The sequence below is a fragment of the Pseudomonas sp. SO81 genome (assembly GCF_030374125.1).
Lineage (GTDB): Bacteria > Pseudomonadota > Gammaproteobacteria > Pseudomonadales > Pseudomonadaceae > Aquipseudomonas.
Map to the genome: position 1 here is coordinate 630,016 of NZ_CP126126.1, position 20,923 is coordinate 650,938.

Below are 20,923 nucleotides of genomic sequence, written 5' to 3' on the forward strand. Positions count from 1 at the left end.
TATGCTAGTGCGGTAGTACCTGGAGATACCCGGATCGTGCCCAACCCATTCCTTGAGGACGATGGCCCACAGCCACCCAAGGTGCTTACCGCACCCTTGGAGATCTTTGCCAACCTGCGTTTGCTGCAGCAGAGCCATGATCCCCTCATTGTCATGTTCAAGGACCGCAACCTGCGGTTCCAGAGCTACCTGATCGAAATCGACCGCGATCGCGGCGTACTTGCTCTCGACGAAATGATTCCCAGCGATGGCGAGCGCTTCATGCAGAACGGCGAACCGTTCCGCGTGGAAGGCTTTCACGATGGCGTGCGCATCGCCTGGGAATGCGAAGACCCGGTGCAGATCGGCGAACTGGACGGCTCGCGCTGCTACTGGAGCTATATCCCGGAGCGGGTGACCTATCACCAGCGCCGCAATGCCTTCCGCGCGGCACTCGGCCAGGGCCAGTTGGTCAACATCGAGCTGTCCGGCAGTAAGCTCAATCCCGGCGTCAAGGGCCAGATGCTGGATATCTCCGCCACCGGTTGCCGTCTGCGCTTCGCCGGCGACATCACCAGCCGCCTGCAACCCGGTCAGGTCTACGAGCGCTTCACCGCCATGCTGCCGATCGGCTCCATGACCACCGCTGGCGAACTGCGCCATGTGCACTATGCGGAGAAGGTCAACATGACCTTCGTCGGCCTGCGCTTCCACCGCATGAGCGGCCTGGAGCAGCGCCAGGTGGAGCGCTTCGTCTACCAGCTACAGCGCGAGGCGCGCCGCGTCGAGCAGGAATAGCACTGCCGATGCCAACCAGAGGCCGCCCACGGGCGGCCTTTTGCGTTTTCAGGCCTGAGCTCCCAGCACCCGTCGCTCCCAGGGCGTGATCTCGTCCATGTAGCTCATCAGCTCCATGCCCTTGCTGGCGCAATAGCCGCCGACGAACTCCTCGCCGAACCACTGCCTAGCCAGCGCACTGTCCTGCAGGCGCTGAAGCGCCGCATGCATGGTGCACGGCAGGCTAAGTGCAGGTGGCACCTCGAACTCGCCCTGGATCGGCGCGCTCGGCTCCAGCTGTTGCTGCAGGCCATGCAGGCCGGCGGCCAGGCTGGCAGCGATGGCCAGATAGGGATTGGCGTCGGCCCCGGGCAGACGGTTCTCCACCCGCCGCGCTGCAGCCCCACTGGCCGGGATGCGCAACCCGGCGGCGCGGTTGTCGTGCGACCAGCAGGCGTTGTTCGGCGAGGCGTAGGGATGACACAGGCGCTGGTAGGAATTCACATGCGGCGCGAACAGCAAGGTGAAGTCGGCCAACGCGGCCTGCTGCCCGCCGATGAAGTGGTGGAAGGCCGGTGTCGCCGCGCCATCCTCTGAACTGAAGATATTGCGCCCACTGCCCTGCTCCACCACGCTCTGGTGGATGTGCATGGAGCTGCCCGGCGTATGCGGCAGCGGCTTGGCCATGCACACCACCGCCAGACCGTGCTTGAGGCCGACCTCGCGCAGCAGATGCTTGAACAGGAAGGTCTGGTCGGCCACCTGCAGCGGGTCGCCATGCAGCAGATTGATCTCGAACTGGCTGACGCCCATCTCGTGCATGAAGCTGTCGCGCGGCAGGCCGAGCGCCTCCATGCAGAGATAGACCTCTTCGAAGAACGGCCGCAGACCGTTGCCGGACGACATGCTGAACGCCGAGCAGCCGCTCTCGCGACTGCCGTCCAGGCCCTGCGGCGGCCGGAAGGGGCGATTGGCATCGAGATGCCGCTCGAAGACGAAGAACTCCAGTTCGGTGGCCACCACCGGCTGCCAGCCGCGCTCGGCATAGACAGCCAACACCTGCTTCAGCAGGCCGCGGGTGGAAAGACCCGAACTGCGCCCATCCAGCTCATCGGCGTCGCAGATGGCCATGGCCCGCGGCGACTCGCTCCAGGGGAGGCGGAACACACGCTCAGGAGTGGTGCTGAGAACCAGGTCGCCATCGTCGCTGCCGTAGAAACGCGCCGGCGGATAGCCGCCCATGATGCACTGCAGCAAGACACCCCGCGCCAGTTGCAAGCGGCGGCCTTCGAGAAAGCCTTCTGCGGTCATCACCTTGCCCCGCGGCACCCCATTGAGGTCGGCGGTGACACATTCGATCTCGCTTATCCCGGACAAGCGCTCTGCGAGCGCACTACGGCCGTCGGTGTTCATGACTGCATATCCCAGCTTTAGATCCGTACAAAATACGCATCAGCCGTTCAAGATATCAAGCAGTCAAAAGGAGAGTTCAGCGCAGGAAGGCCACAACCTGATCGGCGTCGAAGGGCCAGTCGAGCTCGGCGCCGCTGTCATTGCGACGCAGCACCGGAATGCGCAGACCATATTGCTCGACCCAGTCCTCGCGCTCGGCGATGTCTATCAGTTCGACCAGCAGGCCGTGCTCGACGAAGGGCATCAGCAACGCCTCGGCCACCTCGCAGAGGTGGCAGCCGAGGGTGCCGAAGAGTTGGCATTCAGGGGGCATCGCGGGCGTCTCCGACTCGATCAGAGACACAGTCTAGCACCCGCTCAGGCCTCCTCGGCCGGCGGGTTCTGCAGCATGCCCTGCAGACCGTCGAGCAAGCGGCCGTTGAGCTCCTTGGCCTTCTCCAGCAACGATCCGTCGAAACGCTCGTCGAGGCTGAAGCCGCCGTCCAGCAGCTGCTCCAGGGTGCCCTTGGCGTCTTCCGACACCTTGTCGGCAGTACGCAGCGCATCGAGCAGGCCGCGGGCGTAGTCGATCAGGTCGTCGTTCACCGCGCTGGCGGCTTGGCCGCCCTGCTGGGCCACCGCGCCATAGGCATCGGTGGCCTGGCGCACGCTGGTCTGGGTCAGCTGCAGCGACATCGAGGCCAGTTGCGAGCCATCCATATTCAACTGCATGGCGCGGTCGAAGGCGCCAGCCAGATTGCCCGAATAGAAGTCGCTGGAGATGTCCTGCACCTGCTTGAACAGGTCTTCCAGGGCGGCGCGCTCCTCATCGTCCAGCTCGCCTTCCACCTGTACCTGCCAACCGCCGATCTGCATGCTGCCGGAGCTGCTGCTGGCGCTGGCCACGGAACCATTGCCATTGCTGGCGGCGGCCGCACTGCTCTGCGACCAGCTGGCGGAGGCACTGGCGATGGAAATATTCAGACGGTCGCCATCGCGGGTTGTGACCTGCATATCGAAGGTCTCGGCCTGGGCGGCGAAACGCTCGCTGCGCGCGGCCACCGCGACGGTGTTGCCGCCACCGCTGGCGGGAGTCTTGCCGCCGTAGTCGGATTCGAGGCCTTTCAGGCCGTTCTGGATCTTGTCGTAGGTGGCATTGATGTCTTCCGCCACCTTGCCCTTGAGCACGCCCATGCCGTCGAGGATCTTGCGCGCCTCCTCGAAGCCCTTCTCCACGCCCTCGCGGGCCTGGGCCAGCAAGCTTTCCAGCTTGGAGGTGTCGGCACCGGCGGCGGCCTCGCTCTTCAAGCGCTGCTCGATGAAGCCGAGTACACGATCGGCGACCTTGTCGGGCGTGAAGTCCTCGCGCTTGCCGTCCAGCGCGCCCGGCTCCAGGCCCAGGCGATTGGCCAGGCGGTTGGCCAGGGTGCCCTGGGCATCCACATGGCCGCGCGGGTTGGCCAGGGTGTTGATGCCGGTGGGGCGGGACTGCGACGGGGAAAGGGAAGCCAGAGTATTCATGATGAAGTACCAAGCAGGGTCAACTGCCTCTTTGACGGCAGGCACCCCGGAAAATTGAGGCAAAACCGACCAATGGCCTGCTTGACCGGGAGCATGGACGCCCCGCTGCCGCTTCGGCATGCTCGCAGGCAATCGAAGGAGAATCGCCTTGTTCGCCGACCTGCTGATCATTCTGGCCTGCTCGCTGCTGGTCATCGCCCTGTTCCGCCGCCTGCGCCTGCCGCCGGTGCTCGGCTACCTCTGCGTCGGCTTGCTGGTGGGGCCGGCCGCGCTGGACTGGATAGGCTCGGCCCGTGACCTGCCGCGGCTGGCCGAGCTGGGCGTGGTATTCCTGTTGTTCAGCCTGGGCCTGGAGTTCTCCCTGCCGCGCATGCTGGCGCTGCGGCGCACCGTATTCGGCCTGGGCAGCCTGCAGGTCGCCCTGTGCGGCTCGGTCCTGGGTGCGCTGCTCTATCTGGGCGGCGTGGCGCCAACCAGCGCCGCGGTGCTCGGCCTTGGTCTGGCGCTCTCCTCCACCGCCATAGTCGGCAAGGAACTGGTCAGCCTCGGCGAGGTATTCAGCGGCCATGGCCAGAACGCCATGGGCGTGCTGCTGTTCCAGGACCTGGTGGCAGTGCTGCTGCTGACCCTGGTGCCCGCCATTGCCGGTCACGGCGGCGAGCCCTGGTACCTGGCCATTCCGCTGACGCTGGGCAAGACCGTACTGCTGTTCCTCGGCCTGCTGCTGGCCAGCCGCTGGCTGCTGCCCAAGCTGTTCCACGAGGTGGCGCAGGCTCACTCCGCCGAGCTGTTCGTCATGCTCGCCCTGGTCATCGTCCTGCTCACCGCCTGGCTCACCCACATGCTCGGCCTGTCCATGGCCCTGGGCGCGTTCCTCGCCGGCATGCTGCTAGGCGAGAGCCACTACCGCCACCAGGTCGAGGCAGATATCCGGCCATTCCGCGACATCCTCCTCGGCCTGTTCTTCGTCTGCGTGGGCATGCTGATCGACCTCAAGCTGTTCGCCGAGCAGGGCTGGGCCATCCTCGGCGCTACCCTGCTACTGCTCGCGCTCAAGGGCGGTCTGGTGGCCGTGCTGGTCAAGGTCCGCGGCGAAAGCGGCGAGACGGCCTGGCGCAGCGGCCTGGCCCTGGCCCAGGCCGGTGAATTCTTCTTCGCCCTGGTGGCGCTGATGCGCCAGCAGCAGATGCTGGAAGCACCGCTGGCCGGGCTGCTGCTGGCCGCCGCATTCTGCTCCATGGCACTGACCCCACTGTTGCTACGTGCCGCGCCGCAGCTGGCCGCGCGACTGCGCCGCACACCGGGACGCGAAAGTCATCTGGAGGAAATCGCCAGCCACAGTGCGGAGCTGCAGGGCCATGCGGTGATCTGCGGTTATGGCCGGGTCGGCCAGTCCATCGGGCGCTTCCTACAGCGCGAAGGCCAGGTCTTCGTCGCCCTCGACGACGACCCGGTGCGGGTCGAGGAAGCCAGCGCCGGCGAGAGCAACGTGCACTACGGCGACTCGCGCCGGCGCGACCTGCTGGAGGCCGTCGGCATTTCCCGCGCGCGCCTGCTGGTGGTGGCGGTGGACAAGACCGATGTGGCCCTGGCCATCGTCGAGCAGGTGCGCCTGCACTGCGCCGATCTGCCGATCCTGGTACGCACCCGCGACGACAGCCGCCTCGCCGAGCTGCAGGCCGCCGGCGCCAGCGAGGTGGTGCCGGAGGTGCTGGAATCCAGCCTGATGCTGGCCTCCCACGCCCTGGTGATGCTCGGCATTCCCCAGCAGCGGGTGCAGCAGCATTTGGACGAGGTACGCGGCAATCGCTATCGCCTGCTGCACGGTTTCTATCACGGTGCCCAGGCCAACCTGGTGGATGCCCAGGGCCAACCGCGGGTGCTGCTGCATGCGGTGAACCTGCCGCAGAACGCCCACGCCTGCGGGCGCTGCCCGACCGATATGCAGCTGGAGGCGCTGGGGTTGGAAGTGCAGGCGGTGCGCCGCGATGGCGTGGACCTGCCGATGGAGCAGCGGCCGCAGTTGCGCGAGGGCGACACCGTGTTGCTGTCCGGCCCGCTGCAGGCCATCGAAGCCGGCGAGGCGCGTCTGCTCGGCGGCGACTGAGTCAGACGCCGGCAGCGCCCAGCAGGATCTCCGCCGCCGCCTTGGCCTGCAGCGCCTGGTCGCCCGGGCCCTGCACATGGGCCATGCTCAGCGCGCCCTCCAGCAGAAACTGCAGCTGCCCGGCCAACTGCTCCGCCTGGCATACCTGCAGCGCCTCAAGCAACTCGCGGAAATGCCCTCCGAAAGCCGCCTTGAACCCCGCCGCCTGACGATGGATGGGGTGCTCGCGGTCATGAAATTCCGCCGCCGCATGAATGAAGCTGCAGCCGCAGAAATCGTGCTGGTTGATCCACGCATGCAGGCCGTCGAAGGTCAGCAGCAGCGCCTCGCGCGGCGGCTTGGCGGCGCGCAGCTGGGCCAGGTTGCCGAGGGTCTCGCGCTCGCGCTCCTCGAGCACGGCGAGGATCAGCTCGTCCTTGGAGCGGAAGTGCTTGTACAGGGTCATCTTGGCCACCCCGGACTCCGCCAGGATGCGGTCGATGCCCGTGGCGTGGTAGCCCTCGCGGGCGAACAGGCCCTGGGCGGTGCTGATCAATTGTTCGCGTTTGCTCGATGCCATCTGGCCCTCCAAGTGGCGGACATTATGCGGGCGGCAATGACCGTCGCTCCAGTTCGGAAAAACTCGCTTGAAATATACAGACCTGTCTGTCTAATATCGAGTCATATTCACCCGCGAGACTCCTCCCATGCAGCTCCATGACTTCCGCCTGTCCGGCAACTGCTACAAGGTCCGTCTGTTCCTCGCCCTGCTCGGCCGCGAGGTCGAGCTGCTGCAGACCGACCTGCTCGGCGGCGCGCAGAAGCGCGCGGAGTTCCTCGCCCTCAACCCGCGCGGCCAGGTGCCGGTATTGGTCGACGAAGGCCAGGCGATCTATGACTCCCAGGCCATCCTGGTGTACCTGGCCAAGCGCTATGGCGCTCCCAGCTGGTACCCGCAGGACGCCCTGAGCCAGGCGCGCATCGCCAGCTGGCTGAGCTTCGCCGCCAACGAAGTGGCCCAGGGCCCGGGACAGGCCCGCCTGCATGGGCTGTTCCGCATGCCCGGCGACCTGCAGCAGGCCCAGCAGCGCGCCGTGCAGGTGCTGGACCTGCTGGATGCGCATCTGGCCCAGCACACCTGGCTGGCACAGGGTGAGGCACCGAGCATCGCCGACCTCGCCGTCTACCCTTACATCGCCCTGGCCGGTGATGGTGGCATCGACCTCGCACCCTATGTTCACCTCGCCGCCTGGTTCGCGCGCATCCGCGCCCTGCCCGGCCACATCGGCATGCCCGGCCTCTAAGGGCTTCCGCGACCCTATGCCGCCGACCCAGCCGCGAGCGCCTGCCGTTGGCTTTCGGCGCCACCGTATCCTCACCCGCCCGCTGAAGGACACTGACATGCGCTCCCTGCTCTTCGCTCTGCTGCTGGTCATCGCCGGCACCAGCCAGGCCGCCGGCCTGCGCTTCGCCCTGGTCAAGACCGCCGAGACCGAGACCCGCGACGCCTTCACCGTCGAGGGCGGCGCCTGGACCGAGAAGGCCATCGCCAACCACGTCGCCGTGCTGATCGAACATCACGCCGCCACCCTGTTGCTCGACACCTCACTGGGGCGCCAGGTGGACCAGCAGTTCGAATCGGAAATGCCCTGGTACGACAAACCGCTGCTGCGCTACGGCCAGGTCACGCCGGTGCGCGACCAGTTGGACCGCGCCGGCATTCGCGTCGACCGCATCCTGCTCACCCACAGCCACTGGGACCACGCCTCGGGCCTGGCCGATTTCCCGGAAGTGCCGGTGTGGGCGCCCTACGAGGAGATCGAGTTCAGCCGCATCGCCACGCCGCCGGCCGTGCTGCCCAGCCAGTTCGCCCATGCCATTCGCTGGGTGCCGTTCCAGTACGCCGAGCAGCCGTTCATGGGTTTCCCACGCAGCCACGACATGTTCGGCGACGGCAGCCTGGTGCTGGTGCCGCTGGAAGGCCACACGCCCGGCTCGGTCGGCCTGTTCCTCACTCTCGACGATGGCCGCCGCTTCTTCTTCACCGGTGACACCAGCTGGCGCCTGGAAGGCTTCACCGGGCCTAAGGAGAAGTTCTGGATCAGCAAGCGCATGGTCGACAACGATCCAGAAGGCACCCGCCAGCAGCTGGAAAAAGTCCACCAGTTGCTGCTGGAGCAACCGCAACTGACGGTGATTCCGGCCCACGACGAAACGGTGCAGCGCAAGCTCGGCTACTACCCGCACTGGATCGAGTGAGGCCTCGACCAAGGTCTAGAAGCCGCCGCCACGGCAAAGTGGTTTATTTCCCTCGCTGCAACCGGACCGGACAACCGGGCCGCCACCACCAGCCGAGGACAATAACAATGAGCAAGTCCCTCCTTGCCCGCGGCGTGGCCCTGGCCGCGCTGGGCACCAGCCTCACCTTGCCGACCACCAGCCAGGCCGCCTTCCTCGAAGACGGCAAGGCCAGCGTGGAGCTGCGCAACTTCTACATGAACCGCGACTTCCGCCAGGAAGGCGCCGCCCAGTCCAAGGCCGAGGAATGGGCCCAGGGCTTCCTGCTGCGCTACGAATCCGGCTACACCGAGGGCACCGTCGGCTTCGGCGTCGACGCCATCGGCACCCTGGGCCTGAAGCTCGACTCCAGCGCCGACGAGAGCGGCACCGGCCTGTTGCAGCGCGACCGCGAGACCGGCCGCGCCCAGGATGACTACGGCGACCTGGGTGTCACCGCCAAGGTCAAGGTATCCAATAGCGTGCTCAAGGCCGGCACGCTGATGCCCAAGCTGCCGGTGGTCCAGGCCAACGACTCGCGCCTGCTGCCGCAGAGCTTCCAGGGCGGCTGGATCAACTCCCAGGAGATCGCCGGCCTGACCCTCGATGCCGGTCAGCTGAGCCGGGTCAACCAGCGCGACTCGTCCGACCACGAGACCATGACCCTGACCAACAGCAGCCCGGCGGCGCGCGGCTTCACTGGCCTCGGCGGGATCGACAGCGACGAGTTCAACTTCGCCGGCGCCAGCTACAAGTGGAACGACCAGCTCACCACCGCCTACCACTACGGCGCGCTGGACAACTTCTACAAGCAGCACATCCTCAGCGCCGTGCATGTACTACCGCTGGGTGATAAGCAGAGCCTGAAGAGCGACTTGCGCTTCGCCCGCTCCACCGACGACGGCGACACCAATGTCGACAACAAGGCCTTCGGCGCCATGTTCACCTATGCCCTGGGTGGCCACGCCTTCGGCCTCGGCTACCAGCAGATGAGCGGCGACACCGGCTTCGCCTACATCAACGGCACCGATCCGTTCCTGGTCAACTACGTACAGATCGGCGACTTCGCCTTCAAGGACGAGAAGTCCTGGCAGGCACGCTACGACTACAACTTCGCCGCCCTCGGCATCCCCGGCCTGACCTTCATGACCCGCTACCTGAGCGGCGACAACGTCGACCGCGGCGCCGGCCTGTCCGAGGGCAAGGAATGGGAGCGCAACACCGACATCGCCTACGTGTTCCAGGAAGGCCCGCTGAAGAACTTCGGCATCAAGTGGCGCAACGCCACGACCCGCTCCAACTTCGGCAACGACCTGGACGAGAACCGCCTGATCCTCAGCTACAGCCTGTCGCTCTGGTAAGCCCTGCGGCAACGAAAAAGCCCGCCGGTCGGCGGGCTTTTTTCTATCCAGCGCAGACTCAGTCCTGGCTGTTGGCGCCGATCTTGTGGATCGACAGGTCGGCACCGTAGTACTCCTGCTCCTGGCTCAGGCGGATGCCGGTCAGCGTCTTGAGCAGACCGTAGACCAGGAAGCCGCCGACCAGCGCCACCAGCACGCCCAGGGCGGTGCCGATCAGCTGGCTGACCAGGCTGACGCCGCCGATGCCGCCCAGGTAGCTCTGGCCGAAGATGCCGCAGGCGATGCCACCCCACACGCCGCACAGGCCATGCAGCGGCCACACGCCGAGCACGTCATCGATCTTCCATTTCACTTGGGTCGCGGTGAACGCCCAGACGAACAGCGCGCCGGCGATGCCGCCGGTAACCAGGGCACCGACCGGGTGCATCAGGTCGGAGCCGGCGCACACCGCCACCAGGCCGGCCAGCGGGCCATTGTGCAGGAAGCCCGGGTCGTTGCGCCCGACCAGCAGTGCGGCGACGGTGCCGCCGACCATGGCCATCAGCGAGTTGACCGCCACCAGGCCGCTGATGCTGCCGAGGGTCTGGGCACTCATCACGTTGAAGCCGAACCAGCCGATGATCAGAATCCACGAACCCAGGGCGAGGAACGGGATGTTGGACGGCGCGAAGGCCACCAGGCGACCCTCGCGGTAGCGACCGTCGCGACGACCAAGCAGGATCACCGCGCCGAAGGCCAGCCAGCCACCTACTGCGTGCACCACCACCGAACCGGCGAAGTCATGGAAGGCGGCGCCGAAGCGCTCGGTCAGCCAGGCCTGCAGGCCGAAGTTGCCGTTCCAGATCAGGCCCTCGAAGAAGGGATAGACGAAGGCGACGATCAGCAGCGTGGCGCACAGCTGCGGGCCAAACTTGGCGCGCTCGGCGATGCCGCCGGAAATGATCGCCGGGATGGCGGCGGCGAAGGTCAGCAGGAAGAAGAACTTCACCAGCGCATAACCGCTGCCCGCGGTCAGCTCGTTGGCCGGCGCGAAGAAGGTCACGCCATAGGCCACCCAGTAACCGACGAAGAAGTAGGCCAGGGCCGAAACGGCGAAGTCGGAGAGGATCTTCGACAGGGCGTTGACCTGGTTCTTGTGGCGTACCGTACCCACTTCGAGGAAGGCAAAGCCGGCGTGCATCGCCAGGACCATGATCGCGCCGAGCAGGATGAACAGGGTATTGGAGCCGTGAATCAGGGTTTCCACGGCGCTGTTTAGGTTTTCCATCGAATGGTTTCCCCGGTCGAATAAGCACCAAAAACGATCTCTATCCCGATGCAGCGCACCAAACACGAGCAACTGCTCGTCATGCACCGCTGTCGCCGCGCTCCGAATCGGAGCAGAAGCCTTGGTGGAAAATCACCATTGCGATTTTTCACCTTTATTTTCAGCGACATACCGAAAGAGACAACAGATCCACCGTGGACCATGCGCGCCACCAAGGGGCACGCCCGAAACACGGCGCACCATGGCGAGGCAAAAGATGTGCCAGACGAGGGCACGAATAAAGCCTGAACCTGGCCGGCCTGGCCCTGCTCGAACCTGAAGAGTCCCAACCACGACCACAGGAGAGCGCCATGCCTACCACCCCGAACTCCGACCTGTCCGGCTTCGAAACCACCGGCACCACCACCAGCACCACTCCGAACATCGACAAGGACGCCCACCGTCGCAATCTGCGTGACGCACAGAACGCGCTGTCCGCCGAGTTCCAGGCCCTGATCAGCGACACCGAGAACCTGCTGCGGCAGACCTCGGACGTGGCCGGCGTGCAGGTCCAGGAGTTACGTGCACGCATCAGCGGCAACCTCGGCCGGGCCAAGGACATCCTCAAGGACACCGAGCACACCCTCGAGCAACAGGGCCGCCTAGCGGTGGCGAAGACCGAGGAATACGTCCAGCAGCACCCCTGGCAAACCCTCGGCGTAGCCGCTGGCGTGGGCTTCCTGCTCGGCCTGCTGGCCGGGCGCCGCTAAGTCGGAGGCCGAGCATGGATGACATGCAGTCGCAGGCGGCCAGCGAGCCGCCCAAGCCTTCCCTGAAAAAGCTGGGAGGCGCCCTGGTCGGCCTGCTGCAGGGCCATCTGGAGTTGCTCGGCATCGAGTTTCAGGAGGAGAAGTCGCGCTCGTTCCGGCTGTTCATCTTCTCCGGCCTGAGCCTGATCTTCGGCATGCTGGTCCTGCTCGGATTGTCGACCGTGGTGCTGATCGCCTTCTGGGACACCTATCGCCTGCCCGCCGCCATCGGCCTGTGCCTGGTGTTTGCCGCGGGCATGCTGCTGTGCCTGTTCAAGGCCAAGCACCTGGCACGCGACGGCGAGTCGCCATTCCGCGCCACGGTCACCGAACTGGCCCGCAACAAGGAGCGCTTATTGCCATGAGCGAAACACTGTCCAGCGCGGCACGCCGCGACATGCGCAAGGAGCTGGTCCGCCTGCGCATGGAAATGCACCGCCAGCAGCTGCGCTACCACGTGCAGCCACTGACCCATCCCCTGCAGCAGCTAAGCCAGATTCGTAATGGCGAGCAGGCCAATGTGAAGACCCCGTTGATGGTCGCTGCCGGCGTGCTGCTGACCCTGTTCGGCGGGCGCCTCGGCACCTTCGGCAAGCTGGCCCGCGTCGGTCTGATGCTCTATCCGGTGGTGCGTGGCGTGCAGGCCGCCAAGCGGCCGAGCATCGAGCCGCATTACTAGGCTGTTGGCGCTCCTACCGGCTGATCAAGTCTCAGATCAGGATCGGCCGGTGGAACGGCGCCAGCTCCATGCGATTGCGCCCGTTCTGCTTGGCCCGGTACAGCGCCTTGTCGGCGCGCTCGATCAGCGCCGGCACCGTTTCCTGTAGGTAGTACTGGGCCACGCCGATCGAGGCGGTCACGCGCACATTGGCCGGCACGCCCTCGAAGCTGGCCTCGGCCAGTGCGTCCTGGATGCGCTTGATGCAGTGCTGGGCCATTTCCAGCGAGGTCTGCGGCAGGAACAGGAGGAACTCCTCGCCGCCATAGCGGGCGAAGAAGTCGGTGCTACGCAGCAATGGCTGCACGGTATTGGCGAAGGTCTTGAGCACCTCGTCGCCGACCGGATGGCCGTAGGTGTCGTTGATCCGTTTGAAGTAGTCGAGGTCGAGGATGCACACGCAGAAGCCGGCGCCGCCACGGTCGGTGCGGTTCTTCTCGTGGTGCAGCATCTCCAGCAGGTAGCGCCGGTTGTACACCCCGGTCAGCTCGTCATGGGTAGCCAGCTCGGTGACCTGCTGCAGCACCTCCTGCAGCTGGGCGTTGCTGGCCATCAGCTTCTTGCGCAGGTCGCTGATGTTGCCGCCAAGGATGGAAATGAACGGCAGGAAGGCGGAGAAGCTGCACCACAGCACCATCTCCACCGCCAGATCGAAGCGCTCGCCGTCGATGCGCTGGATCAGCGGCAGGGTCAGGCCGTAGGCGACTATGGTCAGCAGGCTTAGCACCAGGAGCTGCCGGGTATGCAGCTTGAAGCAGCCGAACATCATGATGATCACCAGCACCACCAGATAGGCGCCGCGCGCCTCGCCTGCATAGCTCTGGGTGAATAGCACCATGGCGACCGCTGCAGCCATCTGCGCCATGGTCAGGCTCGGGTCGCGAAAACGCAGGTTGAGGCCGAAGTGGAACAGCAGGAAGAAGCCAAGGTTGGTGACCACCGCGACGGCGGCCCAGACTGCCATGACCCAGCCGGGAGAAATCCCGTTGTACAGGGAAACGCCCTGGGGCACGCTGGCCAGGACATACATCGCCACACTCATCTGGAAACGACGGAGGCGCAGCTGCTGCTGCGAATCCTTGGGTAAGGCAGCTTCTGAAATCACGCGCTGATTCTCTTGTTGTTATGGTCGGTACGCGATGGCAAGACAATATCATTGTGATCACAAAGCCGGCACGCGCCACCCGTCGCCTGCCAGGCGGACCTGGCGCTGCAGTGCACGACACTTGCAGGCAGTGCGGCGAACGTCGAAGCTAGCGGCAGGATCATCTGACGAGTACAGCCCTTGGATTGGCAAACCCTGCTCACTCGCGAACGCCTCGGCAAACCCGTCTACAGCTCCGACGAGCTGGGTCGCAGCCCGTTCCACAAGGATCACGACCGCATCATCTTCTCCGGCGCCTTCCGCCGCCTGGGGCGCAAGACCCAGGTCCACCCGGTTTCGAGCAACGATCACATCCACACCCGCCTGACCCACTCGTTGGAAGTCGGCTGCGTCGGCCGCTCGCTGGGCATGCGCGTCGGCGAGATGCTGCGCGACGCGCTGCCGAACTGGTGCGAGCCGAGCGATCTGGGCGTGATCGTGCAGTCCGCCTGCCTGGCCCACGACATCGGCAACCCGCCATTCGGCCACTCCGGTGAAGACGCCATCCGCCACTGGTTCCAGCAGGCCAACGGGCGTGGCTGGCTGGACGACATGAGCGACGCCGAGCGCGGCGACTTCCTCAGTTTCGAAGGCAACGCCCAGGGCTTCCGCGTACTCACCCAGCTGGAATACCACCAGTTCGACGGCGGCATGCGCCTGACCTACGCGACCCTCGGCACCTACCTGAAATACCCCTGGACCGCCCGCCACGCCGAAGCGGTGGGTTACAAGAAGCACAAGTTCGGCTGCTACCAGAACGAGCTGCCGCGCCTGAAGCAGATCGCCGCCAAGCTCGGCCTGCCGCAGCTCGACGAGCAGCGCTGGGCGCGTCACCCGCTGGTCTACCTGATGGAGGCGGCCGACGACATCTGCTACGCGCTGATCGATCTGGAAGACGGCGTGGAGATGGAGCTGCTCGACTACGCCGAGGTCGAGGCGCTACTGTTCGACCTGGTCGGCGACGACCTGCCGGAAACCTACCGCCAGCTCGGCGCCAGCGACTCGCGCCGGCGCAAGCTGGCGATCCTGCGCGGCAAGGCCATCGAACACCTGACCAACGCCGCCGCACGGGCCTTCGTCGAACAGCAGCCGGCCCTGCTCACCGGCACCCTGGAAGGCGATCTGGTCGAGCATATGCACGGCCCGGCCAAGCGCTGCGTGCTGCGCGCCAAGGGCATGGCACGGGAGAAGATCTTCCAGGACAAGCGCAAGACCCTGCACGAGATCGGCGCCTACACCACCCTGGAGATCCTGCTCAACGCCTTCTGTGGCGCGGCCCTGGAACAGCATTCCGGGCGCGGCCTGTCGTTCAAGAACCGGCGCATCCTCGACCTGCTGGCGCACTACGCGCCGGAGCCGGGCTGGCCGCTGTACCTGTCGTTCCTGCGCATGATCGACTTCATCGCCGGGATGACCGACAGCTACGCCACCGAAATGGCCCGGGAGATGACCGGGCGCTCCAGCCCGGTGTGACGCGATGAAGGCACTGCTCAAGCAGGCGATCAGCTGGCACGCGGGCCCTCCGGCCTGGGGCCCGGCGGTGGTCGCCTGCCTGGGTTGCGCCCTGCCCCTGGTGCTCGGTCTGTTCAGCGGTCATCCCGGCTTTCTCTGGGCCTCGGCCGGCGCCTTCCAGGCCGCCCAGGCCAACCCGCTACACCGCTTCGGCATGCTGCGCCTGCTGCTGCTCACCCTGCTCGGCGCCTGCAGTGCCGGCCTGGGCTTCTGGTCGGCCAGCCACCCGCTGCTCAGCCTGTGCCTGTTCGGCGCCTACGGTTTCCTCCTGGCCTGGTTGCAACGCTTCGGCACCGAGGCCGGCAAGCTGGGCATCGGCCTGGCCGTATGCCTGTGTCTCGGCCAGGGTCAGTTCGGCCTGGGCAACCTGAAGAACGCCGACGCGGTGGGCGCGCTGTTCGTCCTCGGCGGCCTCTGGGTCGCCCTGCTCGCCTTCGGTCTGCGTGGCCTGCATGGCCTGCGCATGTGGCCGTACATGCCGCGTTTCATGGCCATCCTCAAGGTGCTCAAGCGCCACGCCAAGCGCCTGCCGGAACAGCGCTGGCGCCTGCATGCCCTGGGTTGCACCCTGGGTTGCGCGGCGGCCGGCCTGATCGTCCAGCTGGCCGGGCTGCAGCGCGGCTACTGGCTGACCCTGGCGCTGATCGCCACCCTGCAGCTGGAGATCCGCGGCAGCCTGGTGCGCGCCCTGCAGCTGAGCATGGCCAGCCTGTGCGCCGCGGCGCTGCTGATCTACTTCGGCCACAGCCTGCAGAGCCCGCCGCTGATGGTGGCCTTCATCCTGCCGCTGATCGCCCTCAGCCGCGCCTTCCAGGCCCATCACTACGGCCTGTTCGTGCTGCAGGTGACGATCAGCTTCGTGCTGCTGGCCGAGAGCCTGTCGCATGACTGGCACCTGGCTCAGGTGCGTCTGTTCAACAGCCTGATCGGTGTGGTGCTGGCCATCCTGGTGGCCCTGCTGATGCACGGTCTGGCGCAGTGGCTGAGCAGAGATCGAACGGATTCGCAGAGCTAACGAAGCGGCTATGCTTCTGGCCTGACCTGAGATGTTGTCAAAGGAGTGAGACAATGCAGGGCAAGACTCGAAACAAAGAACGCCGCTTTCCACTCCACGTCCATATCAGCGTGCTGTTCACTCTGCTGCTGCTCGGTAGCGGCGTGATCCTCGGCCTGTTCAACTACTACCAGACCACCCAGGTCATCCTCTCCAGCAGCAAACAGCTGTTCGCCCAGATGCGCGAGGAGGTGGAAGCCGACCTGCAGTACACATACCAGCCGATCCGTCACCTGCTCGGCCTGCTCGCCCTCAACGAGCGCAACCTGTCGCGCGACAGCTTCCAGCGCATGAACCTGCTGCCGGTCTTCGCCCAGGCCCTGCGCGACAACCCCAAGCTGGCCTCGCTCTACCTGGGCTACGAGGATGGCGACTTCTTCATGGTGCGGCCGCTGCGCGACGAGCGGCTCAAGCAGATCTTCGACGCCCCGGTCAACGCGGCCTTCCAGGTCTGGAGCATCGACCGCACCGGCGAGGCGCGGCCGATATCCGAGTCGCAGTTCTTCGACGCCGAACTCAACTGGATCAGCCGCCGGCAGAACCTCAGCGAGAAGTACGACCCACGCACCCGCCCCTGGTACCAGAGCGCCCGCGAGCGCGGCGAACTGATCACCACCGAGCCCTATGCCTTCTTCTCCACCAAGGACGTCGGCACCACCCTCGCCCGCACCAGCAGCGGCGACACGGTGCTCGGCGCCGACCTGACCCTGGCCGACCTCTCCGCCACCCTGGCCCGGCACAAGGTCACGCCCTCCACCGAGGTGGTGTTGTACCGCCCGGATGGCGCCGCGGTGGCCTACCCGGACATCGACAAGCTGGTGGTGAGCAACGGCACCACCCACCTGGCCCAGGTCGAGCGCCTCAGCCCGGCCCTCGGCGAACTGTTCCAGCGCGGCCTGGACAAGGACCGCGAAGGCGCCATGAAACTGGCCGGCAAGCGCTGGCAGGTGTCCTACAGCCAGCTCGACGAGGGAGGCCCCAACGGTTTGCGCCTGGCCCTGCTGGCGCCGGAGGAAGAATTGCTCGCCGACGCCTACCGCATCCGCTGGCAAGGCGCGGTGCTGACCCTGACCATCCTGCTGCTGTGCATCCCGCTCGGCTGGTTGATGTCGCGCATCCTGGTCAAGCCGCTGCGTGCGCTGGTCAACGAGGCCGAAGCGATCCGCAGCTTCAACTTCGCCCATCCGGCCAGCGGCCGCTCACCGGTGCTGGAGATCGACCAGCTGGCCGTGGCCATGGGCAAGATGAAGGACACCCTGTCCAGCTTCCTCGACATCACCGCCAGCCTGTCCGCCGAGACCCGCTTCGACGCGCTGCTGCGCCGCGTGCTGAAGGAGACGGTGGACCTCAGCGAGGCCAGCGCCGGCCTGCTCTACCTGCGCGACGGCAGCAGCGGCAAGCTGGAACCCCATGGTCTGTTCATCAACGACGAGCAGCACAGCCTGGAACAGCACCGCATCCCCGAATACCCGGCCGGCGCCACCAATATCCCCAGCTGGATTCGCCAACCGGCCGAGGGCGGCGCCACTGCCGTGGCCTCGCTCGGTTTCGACCAGGCCGAAGGCTTCCAGAGCCTGCTGCACACCCTCGACAGCCCGCGCATACACCTGGTCTGCACCGGCCTGCACAACCGCCAGGGCGAGACGGTCGGCGTGCTGATGCTGCTACACCGAGATACCGGCGAGGAGGCCGAGCCGACCATGCTCAAGCCGCAACGCATCGCCTACGTCGAGGCGGTGTCCGGCGTGGCCGCCCTGTGCATCGAGAGCCAGCGCCTGCTGGAACAGCAGAAACAGCTGCTGGACGCCTTCATCCAGCTGATCGCCGGCGCCATCGACGCCAAGAGCCCCTATACCGGCGGCCACTGCCAGCGCGTGCCGGAGCTGACCCTGATGCTCGCCCGCGCCGCCGCCGCCAGCGATGCCGAGCCGTTCGCCGGCTACCAGCCCAGCGACGAGGAATGGGAGGCCCTGCATATCGCCGCCTGGCTGCACGACTGCGGCAAGGTCACCACCCCGGAATACGTGGTGGACAAGGCGACCAAGCTGGAGACCATCTACGACCGCATCCACGAGGTGCGCACCCGCTTCGAGGTGCTCAAGCGCGATGCCTGGATCGCCTACTGGGAAGGCATGGCCAAGGGCGGCGCGGAGGCCGGCCTGGCCGCCCTGCGCGACGAGACCCTGGCCGCACTGGATGACGAATTCGCCTTCATCGCCCGCTGCAACCTGGGTGGCGAGGCCATGGCCGATGCCGATCTGGAGCGGCTGCGCAGCATCGGCGCGCGGACCTGGACGCGGACCCTGGACGACCGCATCGGCGTGTCCTGGGAAGAGAACCAGCGCCAGGCGCGAACCCCTGCCCCCGTGTTGCCGGTGCAGGAGCCGCTGCTGGCGGACAAGCCCGAGCACCTGCTGGAGCGCCCGGACAGCGAGCTGATCCCGGCGGACAACCCCTGGGGCTTCAAGCTCGACGTGCCGGCCTACAAACACAACCGCGGTGAGCTGTACAACTTAGGGATAGCCCGCGGCACCCTCACCGCCGAAGAGCGCTACCTGATCAACAACCACATGGTGCAGACCATCCGCATGCTCGATCACCTGCCGTTCCCCAGGCACCTGGCGAACGTCTCGGAGATCGCCGGCGGGCACCACGAGAAGATGGATGGCAGCGGCTACCCGAAGCGCCTAAAGCGCGAGGAGATGAGCCTGCCGGCGCGGATGATGGCGATCGCCGACATCTTCGAGGCGCTCACCGCGGTGGATCGGCCGTACAAGAAGGGCAAGACCCTCACCGAGTCGCTCAACATCATGGCCGGCATGTGCCGCGGCGCCCACGTCGACCCGGAGCTGTTCGGCCTGTTCGTGCGCAGCGGCATTCCGCTGGCGTACGCCGAGCGCTACCTGCGCCCCGAGCAGATCGACCCGGTGGACACCGCGGCGATCCTGGCCAAGGCCGGCCTGAGCTGAATCCCGGCCACAAAAAAGCCCGGCACTGGCCGGGCTCTTTCATTCGCGTGGTGGCCGATCAGGCCTTGTTCACCGGGTTTTCCGGATACCACACGTCCATCAGCGGGCTGAGGCTGAACTCGCTCAGCTCTTTGCGGCCCTTCAGCCAGGCTTCCAGGGCAGCGCGCTGCTCCTCGTTGACCGAGCCTCGCTTGGCCAGGCACACGAAGCCGTAGTCTTCACCGCCGACGTAGCCCAGGCCGTTGGCGTCGATGCCGTCGCGCAGGAACTCGTCAACGAACTTGTCGGCGCCTTCTTCGCTCAGGCCTTCGTTGAAGCCGAGGGTCAGCTCGCAGCCCAGTTCCTGGAATTCGTCGACGCACAGTTTCTTGCGCAGGCGGCGGGAACGGTTGGTGGCCATAAACACTCCTAGATACTCATTGATTGCAACGGGCGGCACTCTAGCAGGTTGCCGCGCGAGCTGCCCGCCCGTTCAGAAATAAAGCCCGCGCGATCGGCTGTTCGAGCCCCCAGGCCTGCATGCTTGGGGCATAATGCGCGGCAAAACAGCGGTATCCGCACCTCTTTTCGCCCTTTTTCTGCCTGGGCCCGTGCCAATGATCAGAACGTTCCGCAGTCTCGTCGTCGCTTCGCTCCTGCTTCCCGTCGCTCTTCCCCTCTCCGCCGCCCAGGTCAGCAGCACGCTGCCGGCCAAGGTGCAGCAGTCGCTCAAGGCCAACAAGCTGCAGGCCAGCAGCCTGTCGCTGGTAGCCCTGCCGCTGGATGGCAGCGGCGGCGGCATCATCCACAACGCCGATGTGTCGGTGAACCCGGCCTCGACCATGAAGCTGGTCACCACCTACGCCGCCCTCGAGCTACTCGGCCCCACCCACCAGTGGCGCACCGAGTTCTATGGCGACGGCCCGCTGAAGAACGGCGTGCTCAACGGCAACCTCTACCTCAAGGGTGGCGGCGATCCCAAGCTGAACATGGAGAAGCTCTGGCTGATGATGCGCGACCTGCGCGCCAACGGCGTGCAGCAGATCACCGGCGACCTGGTGCTGGACCGCGGTCACTTCCACCATCCGCAGCTACCCAGCTTCAACGACGACGGTGGCGATCCGAACAAGCCGTTCCTGGTCGGCCCCGACTCGCTGCTGGTCAACCTAAAGGCCGTGCGCATGATCGCCCGCACCAGTGGCGGCAAGGTCAGCGTGATGATGGAGCCGCCACTGACCAATGTGCGCATCGACAACAAGGTCAAGGCCCTCGGCGGCGCCAAGTGCCCGGCCTGGCCGGATGTGCGCTACAACCCGGTGACCCAGTTCGACGGCACCACCCTGGTGGTGACCGGCAAGCTGGCCGAAGGCTGCAGCGCGCAGACCTACCTGGCCCTGCTCGACCACCCGGCCTACGCTGCCGGCGCCGTGCGCGCCATCTGGCAGGAGCTGGGCGGCAGCATCATCGGCAAGGACCGCGTCGGCGACGTGCCGAAGAACGCCAAGCTGCTGGCACGCACCTTCTCGCCGGACCTCACCGAGATCATCCGCGACATCAACAAGTACAGTAACAACACCATGGCCCAGCAGCTGTTCCTCAGCCTGGGCCAGAACTTCCGCGACCGCGCCGACCCGGACGATGCCAAGGCCGCCCAGCGGGTGATCCGCAACTGGCTGGCGAAGAAGGGCATCACCGCGCCGCACCTGGTGATCGAGAACGGCTCCGGCCTGTCGCGCGCAGAAAGAGTCAGCGCCCGCGAGATGGCCGGCATGCTGCAGGCCGCCTGGCACAGCCCCTATGCGCCAGAGTTCATCGCCTCGATGCCGCTGGTGGGCATGGATGGCACCATGCGCAAGCGCCTCAAGCGCACCGGCATGGAAGGCCAGGGCCACATCAAGACCGGCACCCTGAACAACGTGCGCGCCATCGCCGGCTTCACCCGCACGGCCAAGGGCCAGAACTGGGTGGTGGTGGCGATCCTCAACGACCCGCGTCCCTGGGGCGCCTCGGCGATCCTCGATCAGGTGCTGCTGGACATCTACCGGCGCTGAGTGCGCCGCAACGAAAAAGCCCGCCATTCGGCGGGCTTTTTTATGGGC

At 66.1% G+C, this 20,923-nt stretch carries 20 protein-coding genes; 13 read left to right on the plus strand and 7 right to left on the minus strand.

Annotation, left to right across the window (positions count from 1 at the left end):
* Positions 1-36 precede the first annotated feature (36 nt).
* Positions 37-777, plus strand: coding sequence for a flagellar brake protein (locus OH686_RS02950; protein WP_289536090.1), 741 nt, complete (start codon positions 37-39; stop codon positions 775-777).
* Positions 778-825: 48 nt separating this feature from the next.
* On the opposite strand, the gene OH686_RS02955 is transcribed toward OH686_RS02950, so the two are convergent.
* From OH686_RS02955 to OH686_RS02965, 3 genes are all read right to left on the minus strand, one after another.
* The gene (locus OH686_RS02955) at positions 826-2,067 is read right to left on the minus strand and encodes a glutamine synthetase family protein (RefSeq protein ID WP_289538795.1); all 1,242 of its coding nucleotides are present in this window, start codon (positions 2,065-2,067) and stop codon (positions 826-828) included.
* 178 nt (positions 2,068-2,245) lie between these two features.
* A complete protein-coding gene (locus OH686_RS02960) occupies positions 2,246-2,482 on the minus strand; it encodes a glutaredoxin family protein (protein ID WP_289536091.1) in 237 nt (78 codons plus the stop codon).
* A 44-nt stretch (positions 2,483-2,526) separates the two neighbouring features.
* Positions 2,527-3,669 carry a DUF5610 domain-containing protein gene (locus OH686_RS02965; protein WP_289536092.1) on the minus strand — a complete coding sequence of 381 codons (1,143 nt, stop codon included), beginning with the start codon at positions 3,667-3,669 and terminating at the stop codon, positions 2,527-2,529.
* Between the two features lie 148 nt (positions 3,670-3,817).
* On the opposite strand from OH686_RS02965, the gene OH686_RS02970 reads away from it, so the two are divergent.
* On the plus strand, positions 3,818-5,776 hold the full coding sequence (locus OH686_RS02970) for a cation:proton antiporter (RefSeq protein WP_289536093.1): 1,959 nt from the start codon (positions 3,818-3,820) through the stop codon (positions 5,774-5,776).
* A gap of 1 nt (position 5,777) precedes the next feature.
* Here OH686_RS02970 and OH686_RS02975 read toward each other — a convergent pair whose 3' ends face one another.
* Positions 5,778-6,335: a TetR/AcrR family transcriptional regulator gene (locus OH686_RS02975; RefSeq protein WP_289536094.1), complete on the minus strand. Its 558-nt coding sequence runs from the start codon at positions 6,333-6,335 to the stop codon at positions 5,778-5,780.
* Positions 6,336-6,462: 127 nt separating this feature from the next.
* Between OH686_RS02975 and OH686_RS02980 the strand changes: the two genes are divergently transcribed.
* From OH686_RS02980 to OH686_RS02990, 3 genes are all read left to right on the plus strand, one after another.
* Complete coding sequence (locus tag OH686_RS02980) at positions 6,463-7,059, plus strand: glutathione S-transferase family protein (RefSeq protein WP_289536095.1); 597 nt, start codon at positions 6,463-6,465, stop codon at positions 7,057-7,059.
* A 97-nt stretch (positions 7,060-7,156) separates the two neighbouring features.
* Positions 7,157-8,014 carry an MBL fold metallo-hydrolase gene (locus OH686_RS02985; RefSeq protein WP_289536096.1) on the plus strand — a complete coding sequence of 286 codons (858 nt, stop codon included), beginning with the start codon at positions 7,157-7,159 and terminating at the stop codon, positions 8,012-8,014.
* Positions 8,015-8,121: 107 nt separating this feature from the next.
* Positions 8,122-9,393 carry an OprD family porin gene (locus OH686_RS02990; RefSeq protein WP_289536097.1) on the plus strand — a complete coding sequence of 424 codons (1,272 nt, stop codon included), beginning with the start codon at positions 8,122-8,124 and terminating at the stop codon, positions 9,391-9,393.
* Positions 9,394-9,451: 58 nt separating this feature from the next.
* Here OH686_RS02990 and OH686_RS02995 read toward each other — a convergent pair whose 3' ends face one another.
* Positions 9,452-10,660: an ammonium transporter gene (locus OH686_RS02995; RefSeq protein WP_289536098.1), complete on the minus strand. Its 1,209-nt coding sequence runs from the start codon at positions 10,658-10,660 to the stop codon at positions 9,452-9,454.
* Between the two features lie 48 nt (positions 10,661-10,708).
* On the opposite strand from OH686_RS02995, the gene OH686_RS03000 reads away from it, so the two are divergent.
* From OH686_RS03000 to OH686_RS03015, 4 genes are all read left to right on the plus strand, one after another.
* On the plus strand, positions 10,709-10,948 hold the full coding sequence (locus tag OH686_RS03000) for a hypothetical protein (protein WP_289536099.1): 240 nt from the start codon (positions 10,709-10,711) through the stop codon (positions 10,946-10,948).
* 62 nt (positions 10,949-11,010) lie between these two features.
* Positions 11,011-11,409, plus strand: a complete 399-nt coding sequence (locus OH686_RS03005; RefSeq protein WP_289536100.1) for an ElaB/YgaM/YqjD family protein — start codon at positions 11,011-11,013, stop codon at positions 11,407-11,409.
* Between the two features lie 23 nt (positions 11,410-11,432).
* Positions 11,433-11,813 (plus strand): phage holin family protein, encoded by a 381-nt coding sequence (locus tag OH686_RS03010; RefSeq protein WP_137973404.1) that lies wholly within the window; start codon positions 11,433-11,435, stop codon positions 11,811-11,813.
* On the plus strand, positions 11,810-12,127 hold the full coding sequence (locus OH686_RS03015; protein WP_289536101.1) for a hypothetical protein: 318 nt from the start codon (positions 11,810-11,812) through the stop codon (positions 12,125-12,127). Before OH686_RS03010 ends, OH686_RS03015 begins: the two co-directional genes overlap by 4 nt.
* A 31-nt stretch (positions 12,128-12,158) precedes the next feature.
* Here OH686_RS03015 and OH686_RS03020 read toward each other — a convergent pair whose 3' ends face one another.
* On the minus strand, positions 12,159-13,271 hold the full coding sequence (locus OH686_RS03020) for a GGDEF domain-containing protein (protein WP_289536102.1): 1,113 nt from the start codon (positions 13,269-13,271) through the stop codon (positions 12,159-12,161).
* A 180-nt stretch (positions 13,272-13,451) separates the two neighbouring features.
* On the opposite strand from OH686_RS03020, the gene OH686_RS03025 reads away from it, so the two are divergent.
* Genes OH686_RS03025 through OH686_RS03035 form a run of 3 tightly spaced genes read left to right on the plus strand, consistent with a single transcriptional unit; the run spans position 13,452 to position 18,845 of the window.
* On the plus strand, positions 13,452-14,783 hold the full coding sequence (locus OH686_RS03025; protein WP_289536103.1) for a deoxyguanosinetriphosphate triphosphohydrolase: 1,332 nt from the start codon (positions 13,452-13,454) through the stop codon (positions 14,781-14,783).
* 4 nt (positions 14,784-14,787) lie between these two features.
* The gene (locus OH686_RS03030; protein ID WP_137972786.1) at positions 14,788-15,837 is read left to right on the plus strand and encodes an FUSC family protein; all 1,050 of its coding nucleotides are present in this window, start codon (positions 14,788-14,790) and stop codon (positions 15,835-15,837) included.
* A gap of 53 nt (positions 15,838-15,890) precedes the next feature.
* Positions 15,891-18,845 (plus strand): HD domain-containing phosphohydrolase, encoded by a 2,955-nt coding sequence (locus OH686_RS03035; protein ID WP_289536104.1) that lies wholly within the window; start codon positions 15,891-15,893, stop codon positions 18,843-18,845.
* A gap of 58 nt (positions 18,846-18,903) precedes the next feature.
* Here OH686_RS03035 and OH686_RS03040 read toward each other — a convergent pair whose 3' ends face one another.
* Positions 18,904-19,245, minus strand: a complete 342-nt coding sequence (locus OH686_RS03040; protein ID WP_137972784.1) for a YggL 50S ribosome-binding family protein — start codon at positions 19,243-19,245, stop codon at positions 18,904-18,906.
* A gap of 196 nt (positions 19,246-19,441) precedes the next feature.
* On the opposite strand from OH686_RS03040, the gene dacB reads away from it, so the two are divergent.
* A complete protein-coding gene (gene dacB / locus OH686_RS03045; RefSeq protein ID WP_289536105.1) occupies positions 19,442-20,875 on the plus strand; it encodes a D-alanyl-D-alanine carboxypeptidase/D-alanyl-D-alanine endopeptidase in 1,434 nt (477 codons plus the stop codon).
* Positions 20,876-20,923 lie beyond the last annotated feature (48 nt).

Coding starts and splice junctions, on each gene's coding strand:
- OH686_RS02975 (WP_289536094.1), bottom strand. CDS start 6,335: ATGGCATCGAGCAAACGCGAACAATTGATCAGCACCGCCCAGGGCCTG.
- OH686_RS03010 (WP_137973404.1), top strand. CDS start 11,433: ATGCAGTCGCAGGCGGCCAGCGAGCCGCCCAAGCCTTCCCTGAAAAAG.
- OH686_RS03040 (WP_137972784.1), bottom strand. CDS start 19,245: ATGGCCACCAACCGTTCCCGCCGCCTGCGCAAGAAACTGTGCGTCGAC.
- OH686_RS02965 (WP_289536092.1), bottom strand. CDS start 3,669: ATGAATACTCTGGCTTCCCTTTCCCCGTCGCAGTCCCGCCCCACCGGC.
- OH686_RS02980 (WP_289536095.1), top strand. CDS start 6,463: ATGCAGCTCCATGACTTCCGCCTGTCCGGCAACTGCTACAAGGTCCGT.
- OH686_RS02990 (WP_289536097.1), top strand. CDS start 8,122: ATGAGCAAGTCCCTCCTTGCCCGCGGCGTGGCCCTGGCCGCGCTGGGC.
- OH686_RS02960 (WP_289536091.1), bottom strand. CDS start 2,482: ATGCCCCCTGAATGCCAACTCTTCGGCACCCTCGGCTGCCACCTCTGC.
- OH686_RS03005 (WP_289536100.1), top strand. CDS start 11,011: ATGCCTACCACCCCGAACTCCGACCTGTCCGGCTTCGAAACCACCGGC.
- OH686_RS02985 (WP_289536096.1), top strand. CDS start 7,157: ATGCGCTCCCTGCTCTTCGCTCTGCTGCTGGTCATCGCCGGCACCAGC.
- OH686_RS02955 (WP_289538795.1), bottom strand. CDS start 2,067: ATGACCGCAGAAGGCTTTCTCGAAGGCCGCCGCTTGCAACTGGCGCGG.
- OH686_RS03000 (WP_289536099.1), top strand. CDS start 10,709: ATGCAGCGCACCAAACACGAGCAACTGCTCGTCATGCACCGCTGTCGC.
- OH686_RS03030 (WP_137972786.1), top strand. CDS start 14,788: ATGAAGGCACTGCTCAAGCAGGCGATCAGCTGGCACGCGGGCCCTCCG.
- dacB (WP_289536105.1), top strand. CDS start 19,442: ATGATCAGAACGTTCCGCAGTCTCGTCGTCGCTTCGCTCCTGCTTCCC.
- OH686_RS02995 (WP_289536098.1), bottom strand. CDS start 10,660: ATGGAAAACCTAAACAGCGCCGTGGAAACCCTGATTCACGGCTCCAAT.
- OH686_RS03035 (WP_289536104.1), top strand. CDS start 15,891: ATGCAGGGCAAGACTCGAAACAAAGAACGCCGCTTTCCACTCCACGTC.
- OH686_RS03015 (WP_289536101.1), top strand. CDS start 11,810: ATGAGCGAAACACTGTCCAGCGCGGCACGCCGCGACATGCGCAAGGAG.